Source organism: Nocardioides lentus (assembly GCF_039529515.1).
Classification (GTDB): Bacteria; Actinomycetota; Actinomycetes; order Propionibacteriales; family Nocardioidaceae; genus Nocardioides; species Nocardioides lentus.
The window spans coordinates 271,416-296,856 of record NZ_BAAAMY010000004.1; the positions used below are offsets into that span (position 1 = coordinate 271,416).

At 71.4% G+C, this 25,441-nt stretch carries 20 protein-coding genes, 1 tRNA gene and 1 pseudogene; 16 read left to right on the forward strand and 6 right to left on the reverse strand.

The window, feature by feature from the left end; all coding sequences use genetic code 11:
• The 3 genes from ABD158_RS08095 to ABD158_RS08105 form a co-directional block, all read left to right on the forward strand.
• A partial coding sequence (locus ABD158_RS08095) for a hypothetical protein (RefSeq protein WP_344005940.1) occupies nt 1-950 on the forward strand: 950 nt, incomplete at its 5' end.
• Nucleotides 951-1,028: 78 nt separating this feature from the next.
• Nucleotides 1,029-2,339 (forward strand): DNA cytosine methyltransferase, encoded by a 1,311-nt coding sequence (locus ABD158_RS08100; protein ID WP_344005942.1) that lies wholly within the window; start codon nt 1,029-1,031, stop codon nt 2,337-2,339.
• On the forward strand, nt 2,336-3,427 hold the full coding sequence (locus tag ABD158_RS08105) for a hypothetical protein (protein ID WP_344005944.1): 1,092 nt from the start codon (nt 2,336-2,338) through the stop codon (nt 3,425-3,427). The genes ABD158_RS08100 and ABD158_RS08105 overlap by 4 nt, the downstream gene beginning before the upstream one ends.
• An 8-nt stretch (nt 3,428-3,435) precedes the next feature.
• Here ABD158_RS08105 and ABD158_RS08110 read toward each other — a convergent pair whose 3' ends face one another.
• Nucleotides 3,436-5,253, reverse strand: coding sequence for a DUF262 domain-containing protein (locus tag ABD158_RS08110; RefSeq protein ID WP_344005946.1), 1,818 nt, complete (start codon nt 5,251-5,253; stop codon nt 3,436-3,438).
• Between the two features lie 171 nt (nt 5,254-5,424).
• On the opposite strand from ABD158_RS08110, the pseudogene ABD158_RS08115 reads away from it, so the two are divergent.
• A pseudogene (locus tag ABD158_RS08115) lies at nt 5,425-6,433 on the forward strand (IS481 family transposase).
• 294 nt (nt 6,434-6,727) lie between these two features.
• Here the strand turns inward: ABD158_RS08115 and ABD158_RS08120 are convergent.
• Nucleotides 6,728-6,800 (reverse strand) — tRNA-Lys (locus ABD158_RS08120).
• 70 nt (nt 6,801-6,870) lie between these two features.
• Between ABD158_RS08120 and ABD158_RS08125 the strand changes: the two genes are divergently transcribed.
• Both ABD158_RS08125 and ABD158_RS08130 read left to right on the forward strand, forming a co-directional pair.
• Complete coding sequence (locus tag ABD158_RS08125) at nt 6,871-7,587, forward strand: hypothetical protein (protein ID WP_344005948.1); 717 nt, start codon at nt 6,871-6,873, stop codon at nt 7,585-7,587.
• Nucleotides 7,588-7,663: 76 nt separating this feature from the next.
• Nucleotides 7,664-9,241, forward strand: coding sequence for a peptide chain release factor 3 (locus ABD158_RS08130; protein ID WP_344005950.1), 1,578 nt, complete (start codon nt 7,664-7,666; stop codon nt 9,239-9,241).
• 150 nt (nt 9,242-9,391) lie between these two features.
• Here ABD158_RS08130 and ABD158_RS08135 read toward each other — a convergent pair whose 3' ends face one another.
• Nucleotides 9,392-10,162: an IclR family transcriptional regulator gene (locus tag ABD158_RS08135; protein ID WP_344005952.1), complete on the reverse strand. Its 771-nt coding sequence runs from the start codon at nt 10,160-10,162 to the stop codon at nt 9,392-9,394.
• 204 nt (nt 10,163-10,366) lie between these two features.
• On the opposite strand from ABD158_RS08135, the gene ABD158_RS08140 reads away from it, so the two are divergent.
• The 8 genes from ABD158_RS08140 to ABD158_RS08175 all read left to right on the forward strand — a co-directional run bounded on the left by ABD158_RS08140 (nt 10,367) and on the right by ABD158_RS08175 (nt 20,364).
• Entirely contained in the window at nt 10,367-10,738 is a 372-nt protein-coding gene (locus tag ABD158_RS08140) for a bifunctional 3-phenylpropionate/cinnamic acid dioxygenase ferredoxin subunit (protein ID WP_344005954.1), read from the forward strand.
• A complete protein-coding gene (locus tag ABD158_RS08145; RefSeq protein ID WP_344005956.1) occupies nt 10,735-11,916 on the forward strand; it encodes an NAD(P)/FAD-dependent oxidoreductase in 1,182 nt (393 codons plus the stop codon). Before ABD158_RS08140 ends, ABD158_RS08145 begins: the two co-directional genes overlap by 4 nt.
• Nucleotides 11,913-13,181 carry an aromatic ring-hydroxylating oxygenase subunit alpha gene (locus ABD158_RS08150; protein WP_344005958.1) on the forward strand — a complete coding sequence of 423 codons (1,269 nt, stop codon included), beginning with the start codon at nt 11,913-11,915 and terminating at the stop codon, nt 13,179-13,181. Before ABD158_RS08145 ends, ABD158_RS08150 begins: the two co-directional genes overlap by 4 nt.
• Nucleotides 13,178-15,622, forward strand: coding sequence for a GcvT family protein (locus ABD158_RS08155; protein WP_344005960.1), 2,445 nt, complete (start codon nt 13,178-13,180; stop codon nt 15,620-15,622). Before ABD158_RS08150 ends, ABD158_RS08155 begins: the two co-directional genes overlap by 4 nt.
• A 20-nt stretch (nt 15,623-15,642) precedes the next feature.
• On the forward strand, nt 15,643-16,881 hold the full coding sequence (locus tag ABD158_RS08160; RefSeq protein ID WP_344005961.1) for a sarcosine oxidase subunit beta family protein: 1,239 nt from the start codon (nt 15,643-15,645) through the stop codon (nt 16,879-16,881).
• Between the two features lie 105 nt (nt 16,882-16,986).
• Nucleotides 16,987-17,265: a sarcosine oxidase subunit delta gene (locus tag ABD158_RS08165; protein ID WP_344005963.1), complete on the forward strand. Its 279-nt coding sequence runs from the start codon at nt 16,987-16,989 to the stop codon at nt 17,263-17,265.
• Nucleotides 17,262-19,883, forward strand: coding sequence for a 2Fe-2S iron-sulfur cluster-binding protein (locus ABD158_RS08170; RefSeq protein WP_344005965.1), 2,622 nt, complete (start codon nt 17,262-17,264; stop codon nt 19,881-19,883). The genes ABD158_RS08165 and ABD158_RS08170 overlap by 4 nt, the downstream gene beginning before the upstream one ends.
• Nucleotides 19,873-20,364 (forward strand): sarcosine oxidase subunit gamma, encoded by a 492-nt coding sequence (locus tag ABD158_RS08175; RefSeq protein WP_344005967.1) that lies wholly within the window; start codon nt 19,873-19,875, stop codon nt 20,362-20,364. Before ABD158_RS08170 ends, ABD158_RS08175 begins: the two co-directional genes overlap by 11 nt.
• Before the next feature lie 80 nt (nt 20,365-20,444).
• Here ABD158_RS08175 and ABD158_RS08180 read toward each other — a convergent pair whose 3' ends face one another.
• Together ABD158_RS08180 and ABD158_RS08185 are read right to left on the reverse strand one after the other, a co-directional pair.
• A complete protein-coding gene (locus tag ABD158_RS08180; protein ID WP_344005969.1) occupies nt 20,445-22,172 on the reverse strand; it encodes an MDR family MFS transporter in 1,728 nt (575 codons plus the stop codon).
• Nucleotides 22,169-22,687 carry a MarR family winged helix-turn-helix transcriptional regulator gene (locus ABD158_RS08185; protein ID WP_344005971.1) on the reverse strand — a complete coding sequence of 173 codons (519 nt, stop codon included), beginning with the start codon at nt 22,685-22,687 and terminating at the stop codon, nt 22,169-22,171. The genes ABD158_RS08180 and ABD158_RS08185 overlap by 4 nt, the downstream gene beginning before the upstream one ends.
• A 326-nt stretch (nt 22,688-23,013) precedes the next feature.
• Between ABD158_RS08185 and ABD158_RS08190 the strand changes: the two genes are divergently transcribed.
• The gene (locus ABD158_RS08190; RefSeq protein ID WP_134766768.1) at nt 23,014-23,217 is read left to right on the forward strand and encodes a cold-shock protein; all 204 of its coding nucleotides are present in this window, start codon (nt 23,014-23,016) and stop codon (nt 23,215-23,217) included.
• A gap of 99 nt (nt 23,218-23,316) precedes the next feature.
• Here the strand turns inward: ABD158_RS08190 and ABD158_RS08195 are convergent, their stop codons facing one another.
• A complete protein-coding gene (locus tag ABD158_RS08195; protein WP_344005975.1) occupies nt 23,317-24,414 on the reverse strand; it encodes a hypothetical protein in 1,098 nt (365 codons plus the stop codon).
• Between the two features lie 44 nt (nt 24,415-24,458).
• Here ABD158_RS08195 and ABD158_RS08200 point away from each other — a divergent pair, with 44 nt between their 5' ends.
• A complete protein-coding gene (locus ABD158_RS08200) occupies nt 24,459-25,382 on the forward strand; it encodes an NUDIX hydrolase (RefSeq protein ID WP_344005977.1) in 924 nt (307 codons plus the stop codon).
• The last annotated feature ends 59 nt before the right edge of the window (nt 25,383-25,441 follow it).

Here is a 25,441-nt window from a genome sequence, read left to right on the forward strand (position 1 = left end):
GGGCGAGGGCGCTTACGGACATGCGCATTATTCTAGATCTGGCTCAACGTCCAAAACTTGCGATAGACGATATTGGACCGTTCTTTGCGAGGTTCCTTGTTGATGGCTCCCCAGGAGAGGGCGAAGACCTCGAAGTCGAAGAGAATGACGTCGAGGCGGTCATATGGTCCTGGGAGCAGGAACAAGAGCTGTCGGGTGGTGCCGTGCCGCATGTCTTTATGAGTTTCACCGGCGAAAGCGGCAACGTGTTCTGCGATCCAGATGCGGGCAGGCCCCCTTCCGAAGACTCAGCCACCTTTTCGTTCTCCGTAGTGAACCCGACGGGCGCATATCAAACTGGGAGCAGGTTGCGACGCCGGACGGTCTATACTGATCAAGGTCTCGTTCTCGGCACGAGGGGTCATCACCTGGAACTTGGCTCGGCTGTGATGGTCCTCGCGAAAGAACTCGTCATTGACGCCGACACAATTCGAGTGACAGCGAAGAGCGGCGAGGCTGCTGGAATCTTCGCCGCCCATGTCTCGGCAAATACATTGTCGCGAGTGGAAGCGCCTGCGGATTCTCTGCGTGTGGGCACCTCGAACCCACCACCTCTTCTTCGGCCCTACGCGAAGGGGTCACGGGGTGACACTTCGGAATCTGCGGTCCGGAGGCTTTTTGTGGATTACTCGCAGTTTGTTGACCTGCGAAATGTGTTAATGGCGTTCTTGCCCAGCATGACTGGGGCTCGATCCCATATTAATTATGTCGAGAATCGGATCATACGTGGGGCCGATTTCCGGAGCGCGCTCCTGGCCGATCTAGAAAAGCGGAAGATCATTCGCCGCGAGGGTCAGTGGTTCTACCTTGCGACCAGCAGGCTCACCGACCTGGGCTTCGGCCTGATGGACGTCAAGAGCGGGGAGCCGGGTCCTGCGGTTCTGGACTACCTAGCCAGCGTCAAGGTGTAGCGGCCTGTAGCGGAGGCGGCAGGGTCGTGCGGAGCGTGTCCGTCTCGGTGTGTCGGTACCGCGTGACAGAGTAGGCGTGTGCCAGACGAGTCCGAGAAGCAGTTGCACATCGCTCCGACCGTGGTTGACATGTTCTGTGGGGCGGGCGGGTTGGCTCGAGGCTTCGAGCGAGCCGGCTTTCGCGTCACTGCAGGCACGGATCACGACCCCGACGCGATGGCGACGTTCGCCGCCAACTTCCCGAACGCGCACGCGATCACCGGCGACCTTCGGAAGCCCAAGGTCCGTGCCCAGCTCGTCGATGTAGCCAGAGGTGCCGACGTGGTCGTCGGTGGTCCTCCCTGTCAGGCGTTCTCGCAGGTCCGAAACCACTCGCGACTCATTGATGATCCGCGCAACTCGCTCTACAGGGAGTTTGTACGCGTTGTCGATCGCCTTCGCCCGCGGATCTTTGTGATGGAGAACGTTCAGGGCATGGCCCAGATGGGGGTTAAGGAGCAGGTCATGCAAGACCTGTCGCTCCGCGGTCGGTACCGGGTCAGCGCGAAGGTCCTCGATGCTGCCGACTTCGGCGTCCCGCAGACCCGAAAGCGGCTCATCTTCATCGGCGTACACCGTGATCTTGGTGTCGAACCGCCCCTTGTCGGAGGAAGTGGTGCGAGCGTTGCTCTCGCTCTGATGGCAGATTCGGTTGCAAAGCGTGGTTACCGCCTTGGCCTGCGTAACGACGCCGTCGCGGAGGAGTTGCTTGATCGACTGCGTGACCCCTCCGACCTGGGTATCACATCGGTGGAGCAGGCAATTGGCGATCTGCAGTTTCTAGAGGCGGGAAACAAGATCGACTCGGTGGCAGTCTCCACGCTCGTAAGCCCGGGTTCGGCGTACCAACGAGTGGTGCGTAACATTGATACGCTCGAGAACCTCAGTGTCCCGCGGATGAATCCCGACACGACCATGCGCCTTCATGGCATTCCGCCCGGAGGCAACTACAGAGATCTGCCTGAGGAGCTCCTTGCTCGTTACCTGACGGGTCAGAAATGGGGACCCAGCACGGGATCTGACAACTTAGCTCGCAAGCACTACTCCGCTTACCGCAGGTTGCACCCGGATCTGTGGGCTTGGACGCTGAACACGAAGGCTGACGCGGTCTACCACTTCTCACGACCGCGTGCTTTGAGCGTTCGAGAGTTCTGCCGGCTTCAGTCGTTCGACGACGCCTTCGTCGTTCGAACCGATTCTCGGCGTGGCGAGATTCCTGGACGTCTCCCGAACGGGTCGACCCACAGCAAGTACCGCCAGATCGGGAACGCAGTTCCTGTCCTCTTGGCTCAGCAGATTGCTGCTCGTTTGCTCGAGGTACTCGGTGCCCCGAAAGGTGTGGCGGTTTGACGAACGACGCGGTTGTCGGTGCCGACCCACCCGACCGCGCCTTCGGAGCGGAGAACCGAGCACGTCTGCTCACCGAGTACTTCGACGCGGAGGCCGCCGAAGAGGTCAGGGTCGACACCTCTTGGCGCCACGTCTATCACCTGCTGATGTGGATCGACCGGACCATCGGGTTGGCTCACTGTTACGAGAGTGACAAGTGCCAACCGGGAAGACCTTGGTACGCACGGTCGCTTCGCTTCCATCAGTGGCTTGCAGAGGAGTTAGGCACAACCGCCTCCGACCTGAGTCCTCGAATCGACTGGCTCTTTACGACCGCGGCACAGGACTTGGCGCGTTCGACGGAACTTCGGAGTTCAGCGCTTGGTGATCGTGGTCTCCAGCAGCGGGCGCCTTACGAGCACTTGGGAATGCCTCTTCCGGGGGAGGACCCTGAGCTAGCGAGTGTCATCTCCGAGACTCTGGATGAGCTCCCGCACCCGATTCCTGACGGCCTAGCGAATCGTCTCGCGGACCGGATCCTGGTCTATTTGGGCAGTGAGAACAAGCGGAAAAACCTCGTTGGTGAGGGCTTCGAAGACACTCTTGCGAGCATATTTAGGCGAGTGGACGGCATCGCTGATCGCTACGACATTTTCCTCCGTCCTGCACTCCACGAGCTCCCTGGATTCAACAGGCCGCGCGGAGGCGACAAGACGAAGCGCGTCGACCTTGCTCTGGTCAGGAAGTCGGACAACTGGCGAGTGCTCGTCAGTTGTAAGTGGAGTGTGCGGAGTGATCGTGAGGAGCAGTTCGGCCGCGACTTCGATGCTTACGCTCGACTCGAGTCTCTGGGAAAGAACTTCGGATACGTTATGGTCACGAATGAGTTCGACCCAGCACGACTCGCTGCGGCATGCGAGATGCGCCAACTCAATGAGTTGATCTTTACGGACGTCGTTCACGTGAATCCGGAGGGTCCTCGGGCGGTATATGAAGTGGGCGCCCCGCGACGAATTGGTGGCGGGATTGAACGGGTCATAGGCCATATGGATACAGGTCGGCTTTCTAGCCTGGAGTCGTGGCTTCGCGGGCTGCAGGTGTCCTCGTAGCCAACCTTCTACGACGACTCCGACGATTCCGACTGCTCGTCGTCGGGAACCTCCGGAAGTTCATCAAGAGCTTGCGCATCCAGGATCCCAGAGTCTGGCTGATCTTCTGCCGTCTCGGCTTCGCCGGACGGTTCGGGAATGTGCTCGCCGGGGAAGCCCCAGATTGCTGCCACGGACTTGCTCATCTCAATCTGACGTTTGTTGATGGTGTCGGTCGACCAGTCGTCATAGTCCATGAGTGCCTTCGTCATCAAGATTTCTGACGTGGCGTACGCCTTTTTCTTCTTGGTTGCGAAGTCGGCGTTCTTGATCGAAGTGTTCAGTTTGCGGCTGAGGAGGCTCAGGTTGCCTAGCCTGTTGAGCACTTGGGCATGGTTCGGCCAACGGGCCGCGTCGGGCGTTTGCGGGTAAATGTGCTCAACGTGGACCCGATCCGTGTCCTCCACGGACATCTCCTCAGTGAACCGCATCTCTTGCTCAATCTCGCGAAGCAGGTAGCGAGCGGTAGCGATACGAGCGACGCTCGCGCGGCGGAAGGCGGCAATGAAGGCCGGGGCGCCGGGGGCAAGGTTCTGGAAAGCCGTAACGGCTGTGTCGATGTCTTGGTCGGTTCGCAACGCTGCGGCGGCCTTATAGATCGTGGACTCGAGGGTGGTGCTTTCCTTGCCGCCGATGACGCTATACCTCACTATCAAGGCGGTAAGGGCTTCCGCCAATCTGCGCAAGTCAGCCTTGTCCTCACCCTCGTCCAACATCGCGTAGCCAGAGAGGAGAACTGGGTAGGAGACCTTGGCACCGAGAGCGCGCAAACCGAGTAGCAATCGCTGAAGTTCCTTGTCGGCGTCTCGGCCCCTGACGATCTCTCGATAGATCGGCGCGCTCTCCGCGAGTGCCAACGAGAACTCCACGGAGTCCACGTTCTCCGCCAAGATCGTGGTCTTGATTTCGCGGTAGAGTTTTCTAGCCTTGACGTCACCTCGTTCGCTGACCCAGTAGTGCCGAATGAAGTCTTCAACGCTAGCCTCGTCCGCTATCCCGAGGATGACCTGCCACGCGGCGACGATCCGTTGACGGGCATCAGGACCGCTTGCCCTCCGAAGGAGGAGGTTACGGAGCAGGTCTGGTGTGGACAGGCCGATCCCGCGGTCATTCAGCGTCTCGAATACGGCAGCTGCGTTGTCCTCGTCGGTCGAGGTGACCACCACAACTGACATGTGGTCGCAGAGCACCTTGCCAATGCGGGTGTTGCGGTTGAACCCATCCTGGCCGCCACCGGCAGCTGATTCTTGTTCGGCGATCTTCTCCGAGAAGTAGTCCCGCGCCTTCCGGATGAGTCCGTGCGATTTCAGTTTTGCTGCCGGCCGACTTTGGCCGTCGTATCTCTCATCTTGGACTTCGGCGCGGTAGTAATCTTTGTCGTACACATTCATGGTGAGGACAGGGGTCGTGACGTCACTTGCGTCGTCGAAGTCCGCGATGTATTTACCCTGAAGGCGGGTCGCCGCATCTTTCTTCCACTTGACTCGTGCGTCTCGAAGAACCGAAAGCAAGATGGTTGCAGTCGCGAGCCTTTGCTGACCGTCGAGAAGCAGGTTAGTCGCGCCGCCCGTTACGAGGACGGCAGAGCCGAGGAAGTATTCCTCATTGGTGATGTTGTTGCCTGGGTATGCTTCGTCGAATGCGAGCAGGTCCAGCCAGAAGGCCTCGATCTCCGCCGAGGCCCAAGAATAGGACCTCTGCCACTCCGGCACTTCGATACGAGGACTAGTGGTGCTCAGCAGGGTGCCTATGGTGCGGCGGCCAGCGTCGTATCTCTCGTCGGGCATGCCCACACTCTAGGGACGTGTCAGCCATCGCTACCTAAGGCCGACCCATTGAGGCACCGAGCTAGTTGTGATGTCCAGGGACGTTGGTGCGGTGGGTCGTCCTGATAGGTGAAGGCCTCCGGCGGTGGAGTGGAGCTGTCTAGTTCACCGCTCCTCACACCGGAGGCCTTCATGTCTCACGCTAATGCCACGCTCACTCCGCTGACCCGGTTGCGGCTCGCGCAGCTGGTCGTCGATGCCGGGTGGACCTACGCCGCGGCGGCCACGATGTTTATGGTCCATCCCAGGACCGCGAAGAAGTGGGCTGACTGTTACCGCGAGCACGGCCGCCCGGGCATGGCTGATCGCAGTTCACGCCCGCGGTGCAGCGCCACGAAGACCCCATCAGATGTGGTGCGGCGCATCGTGCGGCTGCGGTGGCGCCATCGGCTGGGACCGGTCCAGATCGCGGGCCGACTGGGCGTGCCGGCCTCGACCGTCCACGCCGTCCTCACCAGATGTCGGATCAACCGGTTGTCACACATCGACCGCGTCACCGGCGAACCCCTGCGCCGCTACGAGCACGACCACCCCGGGTCGCTGATCCACGTCGACGTCACGAAGCCATCAGGGGTTCGCCAACATCTCCGGCGGGGGCGGCTGGCGCTACGTCGGACGCCAACAAGGCGGGAGGAACGCTCGTGACACCGCCCGCCGCACCGGTGAACGCGGCAAGAAGTCACGACCCAAGATCGGCACCGCGTTCGTCCACACCGTGATCGATGACCACTCCCGGGTCGCCTACGCCGAGATCTGCACCGACGAAAAGGCGGTCACCGCGATCGGGGTCCTCCATCGCGCGAGCGCCTGGTTCAACGAACGAGGAGTGCACGTCGAGCGAGTGCTGTCCGACAACGGCTTGGCCTACCGCTCCCACGCCTGGCGCGATGCCTGCGCCGATCTCGGCATCGTCCACAAACGCACCCGGCCCTATCGGCCCCAGACCAACGGCAAGATCGAACGGTTCCACCGCATCCTCGGCTACGGCTGGGCCTACGCCCGTCACTACGACAACGACGCCCAACGCCGCGACCAACTACCCAGCTGAGTCCACTTCTACAATCACCACCGAGCACACTCCGCCACCGGCGGACAACCACCCATCAGCAGACTCACCAACCTGCCTGGACATCACAACTAGTGGGGGATGACCCCCGTCGCACCCTGTTGGGGGACCGCCTTGTCGTAGCAGGCGAGATCCTGCCACGGTTCCAGGGCCGTTCGCGGCCTGCGCCAAGGTCCCCGGATACGACGAAAAACCCCCAGCCCGGTGATGGGCTGGGGGCTTCGTCATTGCATGACCGCGAGGGTCTACCTCGGACGAGGGGGAGACCTCACCGAAGCGGGAGCGGCGCTCTGACGCCGGGCCTCGGTGGCTCAATCCGGGGGTTTCTGGGGAACGAGAGCCGCACCTTCACCAGTCTGCCCGTGGTTGTGGGCCCCGTGGGGATCGAACCCACAACCCGCGGATTAAAAGTCCGCTGCTCTGCCAGTTGAGCTAGAGGCCCGCGCACGTGCGCGCGGTGAGCCTAGGCGGTTCGCGCGCGCGGGCGGCGACCGGCGCGGGAGGATGCGCCGGTGGACGCGACAGCACCGCAGGACGCCCCCGGCCTGGCGAGGTGGCTGGAGGGCCTCCGCCTGCCGACGACCCGCCTGCGGGAGGGGTACGAGGTGTCGGACGTGGACGCGTTCCTCGCGGGGGTGCGCGACGACCTCGTGCGACAGGTCCCGCTCGACCGCGGACGCGTCGACGGCGCGGCCTTCCGCCCCACGCGGCTCTCGACCGGCTACGCGATGGGCGCCACCGACGCCGCGCTCGCCCAGCTCGCCCAGCGCCTCGACGGCCTCCGGGCGCCGTCGGCGTCCCCCTCCGGCGACGTGGCGGACCGTCCGGTCGCCGACCCCGGCCTGGCGGCCTGGGTCGCCGGGCTCCGGTTCGCCACCACCGAGTGGACCCGGCAGGGCTACGACCAGCAGCAGGTCGACCGGCTCCTCGCCGGGGTCCGCGCGGACCTCGAGGGCCCCGGGCCGCCGCCGGACCCCGGGCGCGTGCGCGCGCCCACCCTCGACAGGGTCCGGGCGACCCCGGGCTACGACGTCGCCGCCGTGGACGCCGCGCTGGCGGAGCTCGCCGTACGGCTCGACGCGGTGGCGGGCGCCGGGCCCGTGGCGGCTGCCCGGCCGTCCCCACCCTCTCCGACCTCGCCGCACGCCGCGACCCGCTCGTTGGTGCTCCTGCTCCTGCTGACGGTGCTGGCGCTCGGGGCGATCGTCGCCTTGGGGCTGCTGACCTGAGGGCGTGGGCCACCCGGGCGTCCGTCACGGGCTGCGGACTGGGTCCGGGCCCCACCTCGGCGGTAGCGTCGAGCCGGTGTCCGCCCCCGACCTCGACGAGCGTCCCCGCCGTACCTTCGCCGTCATCAGCCACCCCGACGCCGGCAAGTCGACCCTGACCGAGGCGCTCGCGCTGCACGCGTCGGTGATCTCCGAGGCCGGCGCGGTGCACGGCAAGGCCGGGCGCCGCGGCACGGTCTCGGACTGGATGGAGATGGAGCGCGCCCGCGGCATCTCCATCACCTCCGCGGCGCTGCAGTTCTCCTACGGCGGCCACGTGGTCAACCTGGTCGACACCCCGGGCCACAGCGACTTCTCCGAGGACACCTACCGGGTGCTGTCGGCCGTCGACTCCGCGGTGATGCTCGTCGACGCGGCCAAGGGCCTCGAGCCGCAGACGATGAAGCTGTTCAAGGTCTGCACCCTGCGGGGGATCCCGGTCATCACCGTCATCAACAAGTGGGACCGCCCCGGCCTCGAGGCCCTCGAGCTGATGGACCTCATCGAGCAGCAGATCGGGCTCAAGCCGACCCCGCTGACCTGGCCGGTGGGGGAGTCGGGCGACTTCCGCGGCGTGCTGGACCGCCGCGACGGCGGGTTCATCGCCTACACCCGCACCGCCGGCGGCGCCACCCGCGCGCCGGAGCGGCGCATGGATCCGGCCGAGGCGCTCGCCTCGGAGGGTGAGGCCTGGTCGCGGGCCGAGGAGGAGCACGAGCTGCTCTCCGCCGACGACGCCGACCACGACCCCGAGGCCTTCCTCGCGGGCCGCTCGACCCCGGTGCTGTTCGGCTCCGCGCTGCTGAACTTCGGCGTCGCGCGGATCCTCGACGAGCTGCTCACCGTCGCCCCCGGCCCCGGACCGACGACCGCGGTGGACGGCTCGGTGCGCCGCCCCGACGACGAGTTCAGCGCGTTCGTCTTCAAGGTGCAGTCCGGCATGAACGCCGCCCACCGCGACCGGCTCGCCTACGCCCGCGTCTGCTCGGGTGTCTTCGAGCGCGGGATGGTCGTCACCCACGCGCGGACCGGTCGTCCCTTCGCCACGAAGTACGCCCAGACGGTGATGGGCCGCGAGCGCACCTCGGTGGAGACCGCGCTGCCCGGCGACATCGTCGGGCTCGTCAACGCCGCGGCCCTGCGGCCGGGCGACACGATCTACGCCGGCCCGGCCGTCGACTACCCGCCGATCGCGACGTTCGCCCCGGAGCACTTCGCGACCGCCAGCAACGTCGAGACCGGCCGCTCCAAGCAGTTCCGCAAGGGCATCGAGCAGCTCGACCAGGAGGGCGCCATCCAGGTGCTGCGCTCGGACGTCCGCGGCGACGCGAACCCGGTGCTCGCGGCCGTCGGCCCGATGCAGTTCGAGGTCGTGCAGGCGCGGATGCAGGCGGAGTTCGGCGTGCCGATCCGCCTCGAGACCCTCTCGTACTCGCTCGCGCGGGTCACCGACGCCGCCGGCGCCGAGATGCTCGCCGGCACGTCCGGGGCGGAGGTGCTGTCCCGCTCCGACGGCACCCGCCTCGCGGTGTTCGCCGACAAGTGGCGGATGGCCTCCGTGCTGCGCCAGCACCCCGACCTCCACCTCGAGCCCCTGCCCGCCGGCGTCGTCTGAGTCGGCTCCCGGCGACCGGGGGCGGAGCGCCGCGGGGTCCGTGCGCGGAACGGGGCGGTGCGTCCCGCTGCAGGGCCGGTCACACCGCGTCACGTCAGCGGGTGGCCGTTCGGCCGGTGGGGCCGGTGCGGGGGTCGTGGGCGCGGCGCCTCAGCCCGACGTACGGCGGGAGCGGCGCACCAGCGCGCGGTGGAGCTCGTCGGCGGCGTCGAGGAGGAGGGCCGCCACCTCCGCGTGGCGCTCCTCGAGGCGGTGGGTCGGTCCGGAGACGCCGAGGGCGGCGACGACGCCGTCGCCGGCGCCGCGGACCGGGACGCCGACCCCGTCCAGGCCGACCTCGAGCTCGCCGCGGGTGGTGGCCCAGCCGCGATCGCGGGACCGCTCCAGCTCGGCGCGCAGGGTCGCGTGGGTGGACAGGGTGGCGGGGGTGCGGATCTCGAGCCGGCCGAAGGGGAAGCGGACGGCGTCCCAGGCGATCAGCGCCTTGCCGAGCGCCGAGCAGTGGGTGGGCACGTCGTAGCCCACCCAGCTCGCGGCGCCGACGATGTGGGGGCCGTCGACCTGCTCGACGATGACCACGGTGTCGCCGTGGGCGACCGCGAGGTGCACGGTCTCCGCCGTGCGGGCGGCCAGCGTCTGCATCAGCGGGCGGGCGGCGGCGATGAGGGCCTCGGTGCGGTCGAAGCGGGCCGCGTACTCCACGAAGAGCGGACCCCCGCGGTAGCTCCCGGACTCCGTGCGCTCGACGAGGTCGTTGCGCTCGAGGGCGGCCATCGTCCGCGACACCGTGGAGCGCTGCATGCCGGTCGCGTCGACGAGCTCGGTGAACGTCGGGCCGCGCTCCGCACGCACCACCAGTCCCAGCAGCTGGGCGGCGCGATCGAGGACGCCGGGTGGGGGGGCCTGCTCGCTGTTGCGCACAGTGCAACTCTAGTTGCGCTCAACGGAACTGGTCAAACGACTGTCCACCGGGTGTTCGCGCAGGTCAGAGGCCTTCTTGCGGCATTCTTGATGGAGGTCACAAGAACGCGAGATTTCGTCCGTGTTTCGTCTGGCGTGGTGCTTGACGAGGCCCCGTCCGGAGTCCCAGGCTTCCCCTAACTCAGCACGATCCCGGGAGAGCCCATGCACCACTTGTGCGCACTCGACGACGTCGTCCCCGGGGAGGGGCTGCGCGTCGCCACCGTCTCGCCACCGGTCGCGGTGTTCCGCACCGACGACGACGAGGTCTTCGTCCTCGACGACACCTGCTCCCACCAGGACGCGTCCCTCGCGGACGGCTGGGTCGAGGACTGTCGGGTGGAGTGCCCCCTGCACGCCTCCCGCTTCGACCTGCGCACCGGCGAGGTCGACCAACCGCCGGCCAAGCGTGGGGTGCGCGTCCACCGCGCCGAGGTCCGCGACGGCGAGGTCTGGGTCGAGCTGTCCACCGCCGCGCCCAACCTGCCTCCCGGTGTGACGGCCGGCGTGACGACCGCGACGGGGGTGTCGGCATGACCCGCCACGTGGTGGTCGTCGGCGCCTCGCTCGCCGGTCACGCGACGGCACGCTCCCTGCGCGACGCCGGGTACGACGGCGCGCTGACCGTGGTGGGCGACGAGCCGCACCGCCCCTACGACCGGCCCCCGCTGTCCAAGGGCTTCCTCGACGGGTCGCTGTCGGCGGAGGACCTCGCCCTCGAGGACGCCGAGGAGGACCTCGGCGCCACCTGGCTCGTCGGGCAGCGCGCGACGTCCCTCGAGCGGACCTCGGCCGGGCCGGCGGTGACCCTCGACGACGGCACCGTGCTGCTCGCCGACGCGGTGGTGCTCGCCACCGGCGCCCGGGCACGGCGGCTGCCGACCGCCATCGGCGGCGACCTCGCCGGCGTGCACTCCCTGCGCACGCTGGACGACGCCCTCGCCCTGCGGGCCGACCTCGTGCCCGGCGCGCGCCTGGTGCTCGTCGGGGCCGGGTTCGTCGGTGCCGAGATCGCCGCGACGGCGCACCACCTCGGCCTCGACGTCACCCTGGTCGAGGCCACCCGCACGCCGCTGGCCGGCCCGCTCGGCGCCGAGGTCGGCGCCGCCGTGGCGGGCCTCCACGCCCGCCACGGCGTCCCGCTGCACGCCGGTGTGCCCGTCTCCGCGCTCCTCGGCGCCGAGCGTGTCGAGGGCGTGCTGCTCGACGACGGCACCCACCTGCCCGCGGACGTCGTGGTCGTCGGGGTCGGCTCCGCGCCGGCCACCGGCTGGCTGCACGGCTCCGGCCTGGACCTCGACGCCGTCGGCGCCGTGCGGGCCGACCGCGCCGGCGCCACCGCGGTGCCGGGCGTGTGGGCCGTCGGCGACTGCGCCGCCTGGTGGGACGACGCCCTCGGCGACCACCACCGCACCGAGCACTGGAACGACGCGCTGCACCGCCCCCGCGCCGTCGCGGCCGCGATCCTCGGCACCGCCGCCCCGGCCGCCCCGGCGCCGTACTTCTGGTCCGACCAGTACGGCGTGCGCCTGCAGTTCGCGGGCCGCCGGCACGGCGACGAGGTGCTCACCGTCGAGGCGGGCACCCTCGAGGGCGGTGACGCCCTGGTCGTGTGGTGGCGCCACGGGACGCCCGTCGCGGTGCTCGGCATGGGTCAGCCCAAGCTGTTCAACCGCTGGAAGCGGGGCCTCGGCGCCGCCGCGGTGGCCGCGTGACGACCCTCGACCCCGGCCCCGCCCCCCTCGAGGAGCACGGCCGGCCCGAGGCGCAGGACCAGCACGGGGAGCCGCCGGTCACCACCACGCCCGAGCAGGCCGCCCGCGGCGTGACGCCGTCGAGCCTGCTGCGCACGCTGCCGGGCCCGACGTACACCGACGCGGGCTGGTGGGCCGCGGAGTGCGAGCAGGTCTTCGAGCGCTCCTGGTTCTGCGCGGTGCGCGCCGACGACCTCCCACGGCCCGGCTCGTTCCGCACCGTCACGGTCGGGCGCGAGTCCGTGCTGATCAGCCGCACGCGGCGCGGCGAGGTGCGGGCGTTCCTCAACGTCTGCCGCCACCGTGGCGCGCGGATCTGCACGGAGGAGTCCGGGGAGCGGCAGCGGTCGTTCCAGTGCCCCTACCACGCCTGGACCTACGACTTCGAGGGCAAGCTGGTCGCGGCGCCCAACCTCACGAGCATGCCCGACGTGGACCGCGTGGAGTTCGGTCTGCGCACCGTCGACGTCCACACCTGGCTCGGCTACGTCTGGGTCAGCCTGGCGCGCCTGCACGGTGACGAGCCCCCGTCGTTCGCAGAGACCGTCGAGGCCGAGGTGGTCGAGCGGCTGGGCAGCCTCGCCCCGCTCGCGTCGTACGACGTGGACGGGCTGCGGCTGGGCCGGCGGATCACCTACGACGTCGCGGCGAACTGGAAGCTCATCGTCGAGAACTTCATGGAGTGCTACCACTGCGCGACGATCCACCCCGAGCTGACCGAGGTGCTGCCGGAGTTCGCCGACGGCCTCGCCGCGCAGTACTACGTCAACCACGGCGCCGAGTTCGGCGACGACGTCGCGGGGTTCACGGTCGACGGCTCGGCGGGGTTCGACCCGCTGCCGGGCGTCGCCGAGGACCAGGACCGCCGCTACTACGCGATGACGATCAAGCCGCAGGTCTTCGTCAACCTCGTCCCCGACCACGTGATCGTGCACCGGATGGTCCCGATGGGGCCCGAGCGGACCGTGGTCGAGTGCGACTGGCTCTACGCGCCGTCGGTGGTCGAGCGGGCCGGGGCCGGCGACGCGGACGTGCTCGCGCGCCTGGACGCGAGCGTCGAGCTCTTCCACCGCGTCAACAGCCAGGACTTCGAGGCCTGCGAGCGCTGCCAGCCCGCGATGGGCTCGCGGCTGTACGCCGAGGGCGGGGTGCTCGTGCCCAGCGAGCACCACATCGAGGCCTTCCACGACTGGGTGCGTGACCGGGTGGAGGGGGTGGCCCGATGAGCGGGACCCAGCAGAAGGTCGTCGTGGTCGGCGCCGGCGTCGTCGGGGCCGCGGTCGCCGACGAGCTGACGATGCGCGGCTGGACCGACGTCACCGTCCTGGACGCGGGACCGATCCCGCACACCGGCGGCTCCACCACCCACGCGCCGGGCCTGGTCTTCCGGGCCAGCGGCTCGCGGATGATGACCGAGCTCGCCGCCTACACCGTCGACAAGCTCGGGTCGCTGGCGACCGAGGAGGGGCCCTGCTTCCTCCCGGTCGGCGGGCTGGAGGTGGCGACCACCCCCGAGCGACTCGCCGAGCTGCACCGCCGTGCCGGCTGGCTCGCGGGCCACGGCATCGAGGCCCGTGTCGTCGACGCGGCCGAGTGCGTGCGGCTCCACGACCTGCTCGACCCCGACGCGGTCCTCGGTGGCCTGCACACCCCCGGCGACGGGCTCGCCAAGGCGGTCCGGGCGGTCGACGCCCAGACCCGCCGCGCCGAGGCCGCCGGCGTCACGCTCCGCGGCGGCGTCGAGGTCACCGGCCTCGTGCGCGGCGACGACGGCCGGGTGGCCGGCGTCGAGACCACCGACGGCGTGGTCGACGCGGACGTCGTCGTGTGCTGCGCCGGCATCTGGGGCCAGAAGGTCGCCGCGATGGCCGGCCTGCGGCTGCCGCTGGTGCCGCTCGAGCACCAGCTCGCCACCACGACCGCGCTGCCCGCGCACGCGGGGCGGTCGGCTCCCGAGGGCCGGGAGGCGTGGCGCCCGATCCTGCGCCACCAGGGCGAGGACCTCTACTACCGCGACCTCGGCGAGAAGCAGATGATCGGCTCCTACGCCCACCGCCCCATGCCCGTCCGCGTCGAGGAGTTCGAGGGCTGGGGCGGCGCGGTGATGCCGTCGGTGCGCCCGTGGACGCCCGCCGACTTCGAGGGCCCGTGGAAGGCCTCCCAGGAGCTGCTGCCCGCCCTGCGGGAGGCCGAGGTCGAGTCCGGCATCAACGGGATGTTCTCCTTCACCACCGACGGTGGTCCGCTGGTCGGCGAGAGCCGCGACGTCCCGGGCTTCTGGGTCGCCGAGGCCGTCTGGGTGACCCACTCCGCGGGCGTCGGGCGGATGGTCGCCGAGCTGCTCGTCGACGGGGTCTCCACCGTCGACCCGGCCGGCGCCGACCTGCACCGGTTCCCGCCCCACGGCGACGGCCCGGCGTACGTCTCGGCGCGGGGGCAGCAGGGGTTCGTCGAGGTCTACGACATCGTCCACCCCCACCAGTCGATGGACGACCCGCGCCCGCTGCGGCTCCCGCCGTGGCACGACCGCCAGGCCGCGCTCGACGCGGTGTGCGAGTCGGCGGGCGGCTGGGAGCGCCCGCTCTGGTACGGCGCCAACGCGGGCCTGGTCACCGACGCCGACGAGGCCGTGCGTCCCGGCGACTGGGCGGCCCGCTACTGGTCGCCGATCGCCGTCGCCGAGGCGCGCGCGACCCGCGAGGGCGTGGCGCTCCACGACCTGTCGTCGCTGACCCGCGTCGAGGTGAGCGGCCGCGGTGCGGTCGCGTTCCTCGACGGCCTGGTCACCGCGAAGATGGACACCCCGGTCGGGCGCGTCACCTACTGCCTGATGCTCGACGAGCGCGGTCGCGTCCTGTCCGACGTCACCGTCGCGCGGCTCGCCCCGTCGTACGGCCGGGACCGGTTCCTGCTCGGCGTCAACGGGCCCCTCGACGTCGACCGGCTGAAGGCCCTCGCGCCCGACGACGTCGCCGTCGTCGACCTGACGCCCGGCACCTGCTGCGTCGGCCTGTGGGGACCGCGGGCCCGCGACGTGATCAGCGCCGTCAGCACCGACGACTGGAGCAACGAGGCGCTCGGCTACTTCCGCGCCACCGAGGGCCACGTCGGGATGGTGCCGGTCACCGCGATGCGGGTCTCCTACGTCGGGGAGCTGGGCTGGGAGCTCTCGTGCTCCGCCGACCTGGGCCGGCGCCTGTGGGACACGCTGATGGCGGCCGGTGCCGAGCACGGGATCGTCGCGGCCGGCCGGGTCGCGTTCACCTCGATGCGCCTGGAGAAGGGCTACCGGGCCTACGGCTCGGAGATGGGCCGCGACCACACGCCGGCCGAGGCCGGCCTGTCGTGGGCGGTGCGCCGGGGCCGGGGCCCCGAGGTCGTGCCGGAGCCCACCCAGCGCCTGGTCTGCCTGACCTCGCCCGACCCGGCCGCGGTCGTGCTGGGCCACGAGCCCGTCCTGGGCCCCGACGGCGCGTGCGTCGGCCACACCACGATCGGCGCCTGGGGCGCCACCGTGGGCCGGGCGGTGGCCTACGCCTGGGTGCGCCCCGACCTCGCCACCCCCGGCACCGCCCTGGGGGTCTCCGCCTTCGGGACCACCCACCCCTACGAGGTCACCGCCGAGCCGCTGTGGGACCCCGAGATGACCCGCGTGAAGGGCACCTGATGGCCGGCTCGACCAGTGGCATGACCCCCGCTCCCCGTCTGCCGGAGCACCCGCCCCGGCTGTGGCGCGACGCCGAGCCGAGGAAGGCCTACGACGTGGTCGTCGTCGGCGGCGGCGGCCACGGCCTCGCCACCGCGTACCACCTGGCCGCGGACCACGGCATCACCGACGTGGCGGTCCTGGAGAAGGGCTGGCTCGCCGGCGGCAACATGGCGCGCAACACCACGATCATCCGGTCCAACTACCTGTGGGACGAGTCGGCCGGCATCTACGAGCACGCCCTGAAGCTGTGGGAGACCCTCGAGGAGCGGCTCGGCACGCAGGTGATGTTCGACCAGCGCGGGGTGCTCAACCTCGCGCACTCGCTGGGCGACGTCCGCGAGGCCAAGCGCCGGGTCAACGCCAACCAGCTCAACGGCATCGACGCGCAGTGGCTCACCCCCGCCGAGGTCGGCAAGCTCGCGCCGGTGCTCGACGTGTCCGACCGGCCCCGCCACCCGGTGCACGGGGCGACGTTCCAGCCGCGCGCCGGGATCGCGAAGCACGACTACGTCGCCTGGGGCTACGCCCGCGCCGCCCACGACCTCGGCGTCGACCTGGTCTCCGACTGCGAGGTGCAGGGCTTCGACACCGTCGGCGACCGGGTCACCTCGATCCGCACCAGCCGCGGCGACATCGCGGCGGGCACCGTGGTGCTGTGCGCGGCGGGTCACTCGGCGGTGCTCGCCTCCGAGCTGGGCGTGCGGCTCCCGGTGCAGAGCCACCCGCTCCAGGCGCTGGTCTCCGAGCTGCTCGAGCAGGTGCTGGACACCGTCGTGATGAGCAACGCCGTGCACGTCTACGTCAGCCAGGCCCACAAGGGCGAGCTGGTGATGGGCGCCGGGGTCGACCAGCACGTCGGCTACGGACGCCGCGGGTCGTTCCACGTCATCGAGGAGCAGATGGCCGCCGCGGTCGAGCTGTTCCCCGTCTTCGCGCGAGCGCACGTGCTGCGGACCTGGGCCGGCATCGTCGACGTCACCCCCGACGCCTCGCCGATCGTCGGCCCGCTCCACGCCCACGACCGCGCGTGGGAGAACGCCTGGATCAACTGCGGCTGGGGGACCGGCGGCTTCAAGGCCACCCCCGGCATCGGTCACGCCTTCGCCGACACCGTCGCCCACGGCCGCGCCCACCCGCTCGTCGCGCCGTACGCCCTGGAGCGGTTCACCACCGGCCGCCTCATCGACGAGCACGGCGCCGCGGCGGTGGCGCACTGATGCGCGAGTCGGCCCGGGTGCGCACCGGACGGGGCCCGCGCCGTCCCGGATGCTCATCAGGGGCGCACACGGCTGCGGACTCGACCGACGAGGAGGGGTGAGGTCGTGCTGAGGATCCCGTGCCCGCACTGCGGGGAGCGCGACGAGACGGAGTTCGGCTACGGCGGCGAGGCCGGCGTCGACTACCCCGCCGACCCGGCGGCGCTCGACGACGCGGCGTGGGGCGACTTCCTGTTCGTCCGCGCCGACCCGGCCGGGTGGTTCACCGAGCGCTGGTGCCACGTCGCGGCCTGCCGCGAGTGGCTGGTCGTCGAGCGTCACACCGTCACCGACGAGATCCGGTCCGCCCGCTTCGCGGGCGACCCGGTGGGAGGCACCCCATGAGCAGGCGACTGCCCACCGGCGGCAGCCGGATCGACCGCACCCGCGAGCTGACCCTCACCGTCGACGGCATCGCGGTCCCCGCGTACGCCGGGGACACCCTGGCCTCCGCGATGCTCGCCGCCGACCTCGGCCAGGTCGGTGCCGGCATCTACACCGGCCGGCCCCGTGGCGTCGTCGGCATCGGGCGCGAGGAGCCGAACGCCTGGGTCCAGGTGCTCTCGGGTCCCGACGGCACGGGCGCCGAGCCGATGGTCCAGGCCACCACCCTCGAGGTGTACGACGGGCTGGCCGTCGAGCGTCTCGCCGGTCGCGGCCGGCTGCTGCCCGAGGTGCTGCCCTACGACGGCGAGGCCCGCTACGACACCCTCCACCTCCACGCCGAGGTCGTCGTGGTCGGCGGCGGGAGGGCCGGCGCCGAGGCGGCGCGCGCGGCGGCGGCGGCCGGCGAGGGCCGGGTGCTCCTGGTCCACGACGGCCCGGCCGGCCTCGCCGACCCCGCCGACCTCGACGGCGTGCGCGTGCTGACCCGCACCACCGTGGTCGGCGGCCACGCGCACGGCCGCCTGGTCGCCGTCCAGCACCGCCCCGGCGAGCGCACCCGACGCCGGCTCCTGCACCTGCAGGCCGGCCGGGTGGTCCTCGCCGGCGGCTGCGAGGAGCGCCCGATCGCCTTCGCCGACAACGACCGGCCCGGCGTGATGCTGGCCGGGGCCGCCGCGTCGTACGTCGAGCGGTACGGCGTGCTGCCCGGGGAGCGGGCCGTCGTCTGGACCGCGCACGACGGCGGCCTGGCCGCCGCGGACGCGCTGCGCGCCGCGGGGGTCGACGTCGTCGCCGTCCTCGACGCCCGGGACGGCCGCGACGGCGGGCCGGCGGCCGAGGTCCTCGGCACCGACGCCGACGCCGACGGGCGCCTGCGCGCCGTGCGGACCACCACCGGGACCCACGAGGTCGACCTCCTCGCCGTGTCGGGCGGTCTCGACCCCGACCTGCGGCTGTGGACCCACGCCGGCGGGACGACCCGCTGGTCCGACGTCGCCGCGGCCTTCCTGCCCGACGCCGCCCCGCCCGGCGGCCGGTGGAGCGTGGTCGGCAGCGCCGCGACCGGCAGGCCCGGCTCGGCGTGCTTCTGCGCGCACGACGTCGCCGATCCCGAGCGGGTCTTCCTCGACACCCACCGCGACGCCACCCTCGGCGACGTCCGCCGCGCGCTCGACGCGGGGCTGCGCAGCGTGGAGCACGTCAAGCGCCACACGACGATCGGCACCGGCGCCGACCAGGGCCGCAGCTCCGGGGTCGTCACCGCCGGGGTCGTCGCCGGCCTGCTCGGCGAGCCGCTGGGCCGCGTCGGCCACACCGGCGCGCGCCCGCCGCTGGTGCCGCTGTCGTTCGGGCTGCTGGCCTCGCGCCACCGCGGCGTGCTCAGCGACCCGCTGCGGGTCACGCCGATCCACGACCGCGTCGCCTCCGCCCCCATGGAGGACGTCGGCCAGTGGCACCGCCCCCACGCCTTCCCGCGCCGGCGCGAGGACGGCACCGTCGAGACCCTCGACGAGGCCGTCGTGCGCGAGTGCCGCGCCGTGCGGACCGGCGTCGGGATGATGGACGCCTCCACCCTCGGCTCCATCCACCTGCGCGGCGCCGACGTCGGGGCGCTGCTCGACATGGTCTACACGAACCTGTTCTCGACGCTGGCCGTCGGCAAGGTCCGGTACGGCGTGATGTGCGGCCTCGACGGCATGGTCGTCGACGACGGCACCACGATGCGGCTCTCCGAGACCGACTGGCTGATGTCGACGACCACGGGCAACGCCGCCGCGGTGCTGGACACGCTGGAGGAGTGGCTGCGCACCGAGTGGCCCCACCTCGACGTCGTCTGCACCTCGCAGACCGACCACTGGGCCACCGTCGCCGTCGCCGGACCCCTCTCGCGGGCCGTCGTCGAGGCGCTGGCGCCCGATGAGGACTGGTCCGCGGAGGGCTTCGCCTTCATGGCGCACCGCGAGGCCGACCTCGCGGGTCTGCCCGGCCGGGTCGCGCGGGTGTCGTTCTCCGGGGAGCTGGCCTTCGAGCTGACCGTCCCCGCCTGGTGGGGCGCGGCGCTGTGGGACGCGGTCGCGGCCGCGGGAGCGCCGCACGACATCACGCCGTACGGGACGGAGACGATGCACGTCCTGCGCGCCGAGAAGGCGTTCCCCATCGTGGGGCAGGACACCGACGGCACCGTCACCCCCGCCGACCTCGGCCTGGGCTGGGCGCTGTCGCGCAAGAAGACCGACTACGTCGGCAGGCGCTCGCTGGCCCGCGCCGACGCGCAGCGCGAGGACCGGCGCCACCTCGTCGGCCTCGCGCCGCTGGACGGCACCACCCGCCTCGTCGAGGGCGCCCAGCTCGTCGACCACGGGGCCGACCTGGCCGCCGTCCCCGTCGCGATGCACGGCCACGTCACCAGTGCGTACGCCGCGGGCGTCGACGGGCCGTTCGCGCTCGCGCTGCTCGACGGCGGGCGCGACCGGATCGGCGAGGTGCTCGACGCCGTCGACGACCTCGTGCCCACGCCCGTGCGCGTCACCGCGCCCGTGACCTACGACCCCGAGGGGGCCCGCCGTGACGGCTGAGAGCGTGCTGGGGACCCGCCGGACGCCGTTGACCGGCACCGTCTTCGGGCTCGACGCGCCCGCGCTGCGGATGTCCGAGACGCCGTACCGCTCGTTGGTGGAGGTGCGCGGCGGGCGCCCCGCGACCCCGGTTGACGGCCACGTGTGGGGCCTGGGCCCACGGTGGTGGCTGGTCGACGGACCGCCGCCGGAGGTGCCGGCGCTCGAGGTGCCGCTCGCGGCGGAGCTGGGGGGCGTGGACGTCTCCGGCCAGCGCACCGCCCTCGTGCTGTCCGGCGAGCACGCCCTCACCGTGATGGCCCACGGCTGCCCCGTCGACCTCGAGGTGGTCGCCGTCGGCGGCGCCGTCCAGGGCCTGCTCGCCGGCTGCCAGGTCGTCGTCGGCCGGGTGGGGGAGCAGGAGTGGCGCTGCTACGTCCGCGCCTCGTTCGCCCGCCACCTCGCCGCCTGGCTCACGGACGCCGCCTCCGAGTACGCCTGAACGCCGAGTCGTCACGAGATCACCAGATCTCGTGACGACTCGGCGTGCCCGGGGCGGGAGCTCGCGACGGCTCGGCGGGGTCAGCGCCGGTGGGTGCCGACCGCCTCCGCCCGGTGGGCGCCGGGCTCGGTCTGCCCGTCGTCCGTGGCGGGCGAGAGGGTCTCCGGCTCGGGCTCCGTGGCGCCCTCGGCGAGGGCCCGCTCCTCGGCCATCTGCTCGATGCCGGTCTTGGTGCCGAGCGGCAGGTTGGGCAGCAGGGCGACCGCGACGAAGGCGACGACCGCGAGCGGCACCGCGGCGAGGAAGACGTGCGCGACGGCCTCGCCGTAGGACTGCTCGACGACCAGGCGCACCGGTCCCGGCAGCTGCGACAGGTCGGGGATCTGGCCGCTGCCGCCGGAGCCCATCGCGGAGGCGGGGACGCCGAGCGACGCGAGGCCGTCGACGATCCGGCTCGAGGCCTGGCTGCCGAGCAGCGCGCCCATGGCGGACACGCCGACCGCGCCGCCGAGGCTGCGGAAGAAGGTCACCGACGAGGAGCCGGCGCCCATCTCGGTCACGGGCAGCACGTTCTGCGTCACCAGCATGAGGTTCTGCATGACGGCGCCGATCCCGATGCCGACGACGGCCATGAAGACCACGAGGTGCCAGAACGGCGTGTCGTAGTGGATGGTCCCCATCAGCGCGAGGCCGACGGTGAGGAAGAGGGTGCCGGTCACCATGTAGCGCTTCCACACCCCGGTGCGGCTGATCAGCTGACCGATGACGATGGAGGACACCACGGAGCCGAGCACCATCGGCAGCGTCAGCAGGCCCGAGGTCGTCGGGGTCTCGCCGCGCGCGAGCTGCATGTACTGCGAGAGGAACACGGTGGTGCCGAACATCGCCACGCCGACCGCGATGCTCGCGATGATCGTCAGGACGACGGTGCGGTTGCGGAACAGCCACATCGGCAGCAGCGGGGAGTGGGCCCTGCGCTCGACCAGCACGAACAGCACGGCGGCGAGCACCGAGCCGCCCACCATCAGGTACGACGTGAGCGAGGCCCACCCGAACTGCGACCCGGCGAGCGTCACCCAGATCAGCAGGGTGGACACGGCGGCGGTCACCAGCACGGCGCCGAGGTAGTCCAGGCGGACGTCGCCGCTGCGCTCGCGCTTGGGCAGGTGCAGCGTCTTCTGGATCACGACCAGCGCGCCGAGGGAGAGCGGCACGACGAGGAAGAAGTTGGCGCGCCAGCCGACCGCGTCGGTGACCAGGCCGCCGAGCAGCGGGCCGCCGATGGTGCCGATCGACATCACGCCGCCGAGCACGCCCATGTACTTGCCGCGCTCGCGGGGGCTGATGATGTCGGAGATCACGATGATCGCCAGCGACATCAGGCCGCCGACGCCGAGGCCCTGCACGCCGCGGCAGGCGATCAGCTGGCCCGTGGTCTGGCTGAACGCCGCCAGGATCGAGCCGATCGTGAACAGGCCCAGCGACAGCTGCAGCAGCAGCTTGCGGTCGAAGAGGTCCGCGAGCTTGCCCCAGACCGGCGTCGAGACGGTCATGGCGAGCAGGGTGGCCGTCACGACCCAGGTGTAGGACGACTGGCCGCCGCCGAGGTCGGCGATGATCCGCGGCAGGGACGTCGACACGACGGTGCTGGAGAGGATCGCGACGAGCATCCCCAGCATCAGCCCGGACAGGGCGGTGATGATCTCGCGCGGCGTCATGGGCGCGGGGCTCGCGTCGGCGGTCCCCGAGGACGCGGCCGGCGACGTGCCCTCGGCGCGGGTGGTGGGATCGGGCGGTGCGGTGGTCATACGGCGCTCTCCTGCAGGTGCGTGGCGGTGGCGTGGGAGGACGAGACGGCGTCCGGGAGCCGGGAGATCCCGTCGTGCAGGCGGGCCATGAGGCGGGCCAGCGCGACGGCGTCCTCGGGGTCCCAGTCGCCGAGGACGGTGTCGATGGAGGCGATGAGGTCGGCGTGGACGCGCTCGAGCAGCGCCCGGCCGTGCGCGGTCAGCGTCAGCCGGTGGGCCCGGCGGTCCTCGGGCGCGACCTCGCGGGCGACGAGGCCGTCGTCCTCGAGCTGGCGGACCTGGCGGCTGGCGACGGGCAGCCCGATGTGCTGCGCCGTCGCGACGTCGCTGACGCGCGCGGCCTCGCCGTGCTTGTCGGCCTCGGCGATGACGCGGAGCGCGGTCAGCCCGCCGGGACCGACCTCGTCGGGCACCAGCCGGGCGATCTCGCGGCGCAGCGGGCCGATGAGGCGCAGGGCCTCGACGATCTCGCGACTGGCCCGCTGCGTGGCCTCGTCGCGGCTGGTGACCGACATGCCTACCTCCCACAATGATTGCTTTCGGCAATGGTAACCGCGCACAACCACCGGATGTTCCCGGGCGGCGACGACCTCGGTCACCGCACGTTCAGGGGAGGGCCATCCACAGTTCGGACGCGGGGATGGCGGCATCGGTGCCGCGGGTTGCTAGTGTCAGTGGTGCTGAAGGTGCATGTCTTTGCAGGTCGACGCCCGCGGAGTTCGTGTCCAACGGCGTTTCTAGTCCGTGTACTTCTCGGTGTGCGGGTGGGAGCGACGTGTCACCCGCACCTGAAGCGGGTCGCCGAAGTGGCGGCTCACACTGATAGAGGAGTACCAGCACCATGGCTCAGGGCACCGTGAAGTGGTTCAACGCCGAGAAGGGTTTCGGCTTCATCGCGCAGGAGGACGGCGGCGACGACGTCTTCGTGCACTACTCGGCGATCCAGACCCAGGGCTACAAGTCCCTGGACGAGAACCAGAAGGTGGAGTTCGACGTCACCCAGGGTCCCAAGGGCCCCCAGGCTGAGAACGTTCGCCCCGCCTGACCTCAGGCGTCGCCTGTCACCAGGCATCGCAAGACCCCGTCCGGCTCCGCCGGGCGGGGTCTTCGCACGTCCGGAGCCCGCGGCGGGCCGCGGGAGCCCTCAGCAGGCCGCGAAGAGCAGCGGACCCGTCGAGAGGTCCGACACGACGAGCTGGCCGCGCCGCGGGCTCATGTCCATGACGACCGCGCGGCCGTCGGCGACGACCTCCTCGAGCCGGAACCGGTCGCGGAAGCTGCCGCCCTGCCCCGGGGCCTCGCCGGACGCGAGCCGGGCCCGGGGGTCCGCGTCCTCGCGGGCCGCGTCGGCGGTCTCGAGGCCCAGCACGGTGCGGACGTCGCCGCCCGGCACCCGCGCCATCGCGAACGACGTCAGCGGGTGCACCCCGCCGGCCTCGTCGACGAGCCGGTCGCCGCTCGCCTGGTCCACCTCGTCGGCGGTCGTCATCGCGAGCTCCCCGCACGCGTAGGTGCCGGTGTAGACGGCGGCCGAGAGCGCGTCGGGCAGCGGTCCGACGACGTCGGCGACCTCGTCCAGCATGCCCGAGGCCTCCCCGGTCGCGGAGGCCCGGGCGGTCCGGAGGTACGCCGCGGAGTCCGACGTCAGCACGAGGCCCTCGTCGGCCAGCAGCACGACGTAGCCGAACACGGGGCTGAACGCCGGGTCGAGGCGCGCCAGGAGGTCCGCACCGCCCTGCCACACCCCGTCGGCCTCGTCCGGGCGGGCGAAGCCGAGACCCGCGAGCCGCTCGCCGAGCGCGTCCAGGTCGGCGTCCTCGGGCAGCTGGAGGCTGACGACCGCGCCGTCGGTCGACTGGCTGAAGCCCTCCCACTCCACCGTGCCCGGGGAGAGGCCGAACTGCTCCTGCAGGGCCTCGGCGGAGGCCACCGTGGCGCTGGTGGAGACCAGGTCGGAGCGGTAGGCCTCGTCGAGGAAGCGGCGGACGGCGGCGCCGGAGCTGTCGGCGTCCAGGTCCGCCCCACGCTCGGCGCGCACGCCGGCCCAGTCGGTGAAGGACAGCCGCTGCGACGCCGCCGGCGAGACCTCCGCCGCCCGGGCCAGGTCGCCCTCCGGGCCACCGAGCGCACGCACGGCCCACAGCGCGACCCCGACCACGAGCACGACCGCGAGCCCCAGCGCGAGGACCACCCGCCGCGGGCCCGGTCCGAGGGGGCCGAACCGCTCGGCGACACGGGTCATGGGGCGGGTCCTCCTGGTCGCCGGGTGCTGTGAGACTAACGGCCATGGCCCAGCGCAGCGCGCCCTCCACGTCCTCGGATCCCTCGCGCTCGGCGAAGGTCGCCGCGGCGGGCGCGGTCGTCACCCGGGCCGGCGACGACCTGCCCGAGGTGCTCCTCGTCCACCGCCCGTCGTACGACGACTGGTCACTGCCCAAGGGCAAGGTCGACCCGGGCGAGCACCCCACCCGGACCGCCGTGCGGGAGGTCGAGGAGGAGACCGGGCTGCGGGTGCGGCTCGGCCCGGCGCTGCGCGACCAGTTCTACGTCGTCGGCCACGGCCGTGGCGCCCGCACCAAGGTCGTGCACTACTTCGTCGCCCGCGTCGAGGGCGACGACGACGTGACGGGCTACCGCCGCGGCCAGGAGATCGACGAGGTCGCGTGGGTGCCCTGGCTGGACGCGCTGCGCCTGCTGACCTACCCCCGCGACCGGGACACCGTGCGCGAGGCCGCCGCCCTCCGCCGCCGCGCCGACGTCCTCGTCGTGGTGCGCCACGGCCACGCCCGCGCGCGCAAGTCGTGGCGCCGCGACGACCGCGTCCGCCCGCTGACCGCGGCCGGCGCCCGGCAGGCCGAGCGGCTGGTGCCCCTCCTGGAGTCCTACGGCGTGCGCCGGGTGCTGAGCTCCTCGTCGACGCGCTGCGTGCAGACGCTCACGCCGTACGCCGAGGCGCACGACCGCCGGCTGCACACCCGCGAGGAGCTCTCCGAGGAGGGGGCGAGCGCCTCCGGGGTGGCGGAGGTGATCGACGACCTGCGCTCCCGCACGGGTCCCGCCGTCGTGTGCACCCACCGCCCCGTGCTGCCCCTGGTCTACGACGCGCTGGGCACGCACGCGGCCCGGCTGGAGCCCGGCGGCCTGCTGGTCGTGCACCGTCGCAGCGGTCTCGTCCTGGCCGCCGACGAGCTGCCCGCTCCGCGCGGCTGAACGCCCCGGGTCACGGAACGGTCACACGATGCCGGGTGACGTGAGCCACGTCTCCCTCT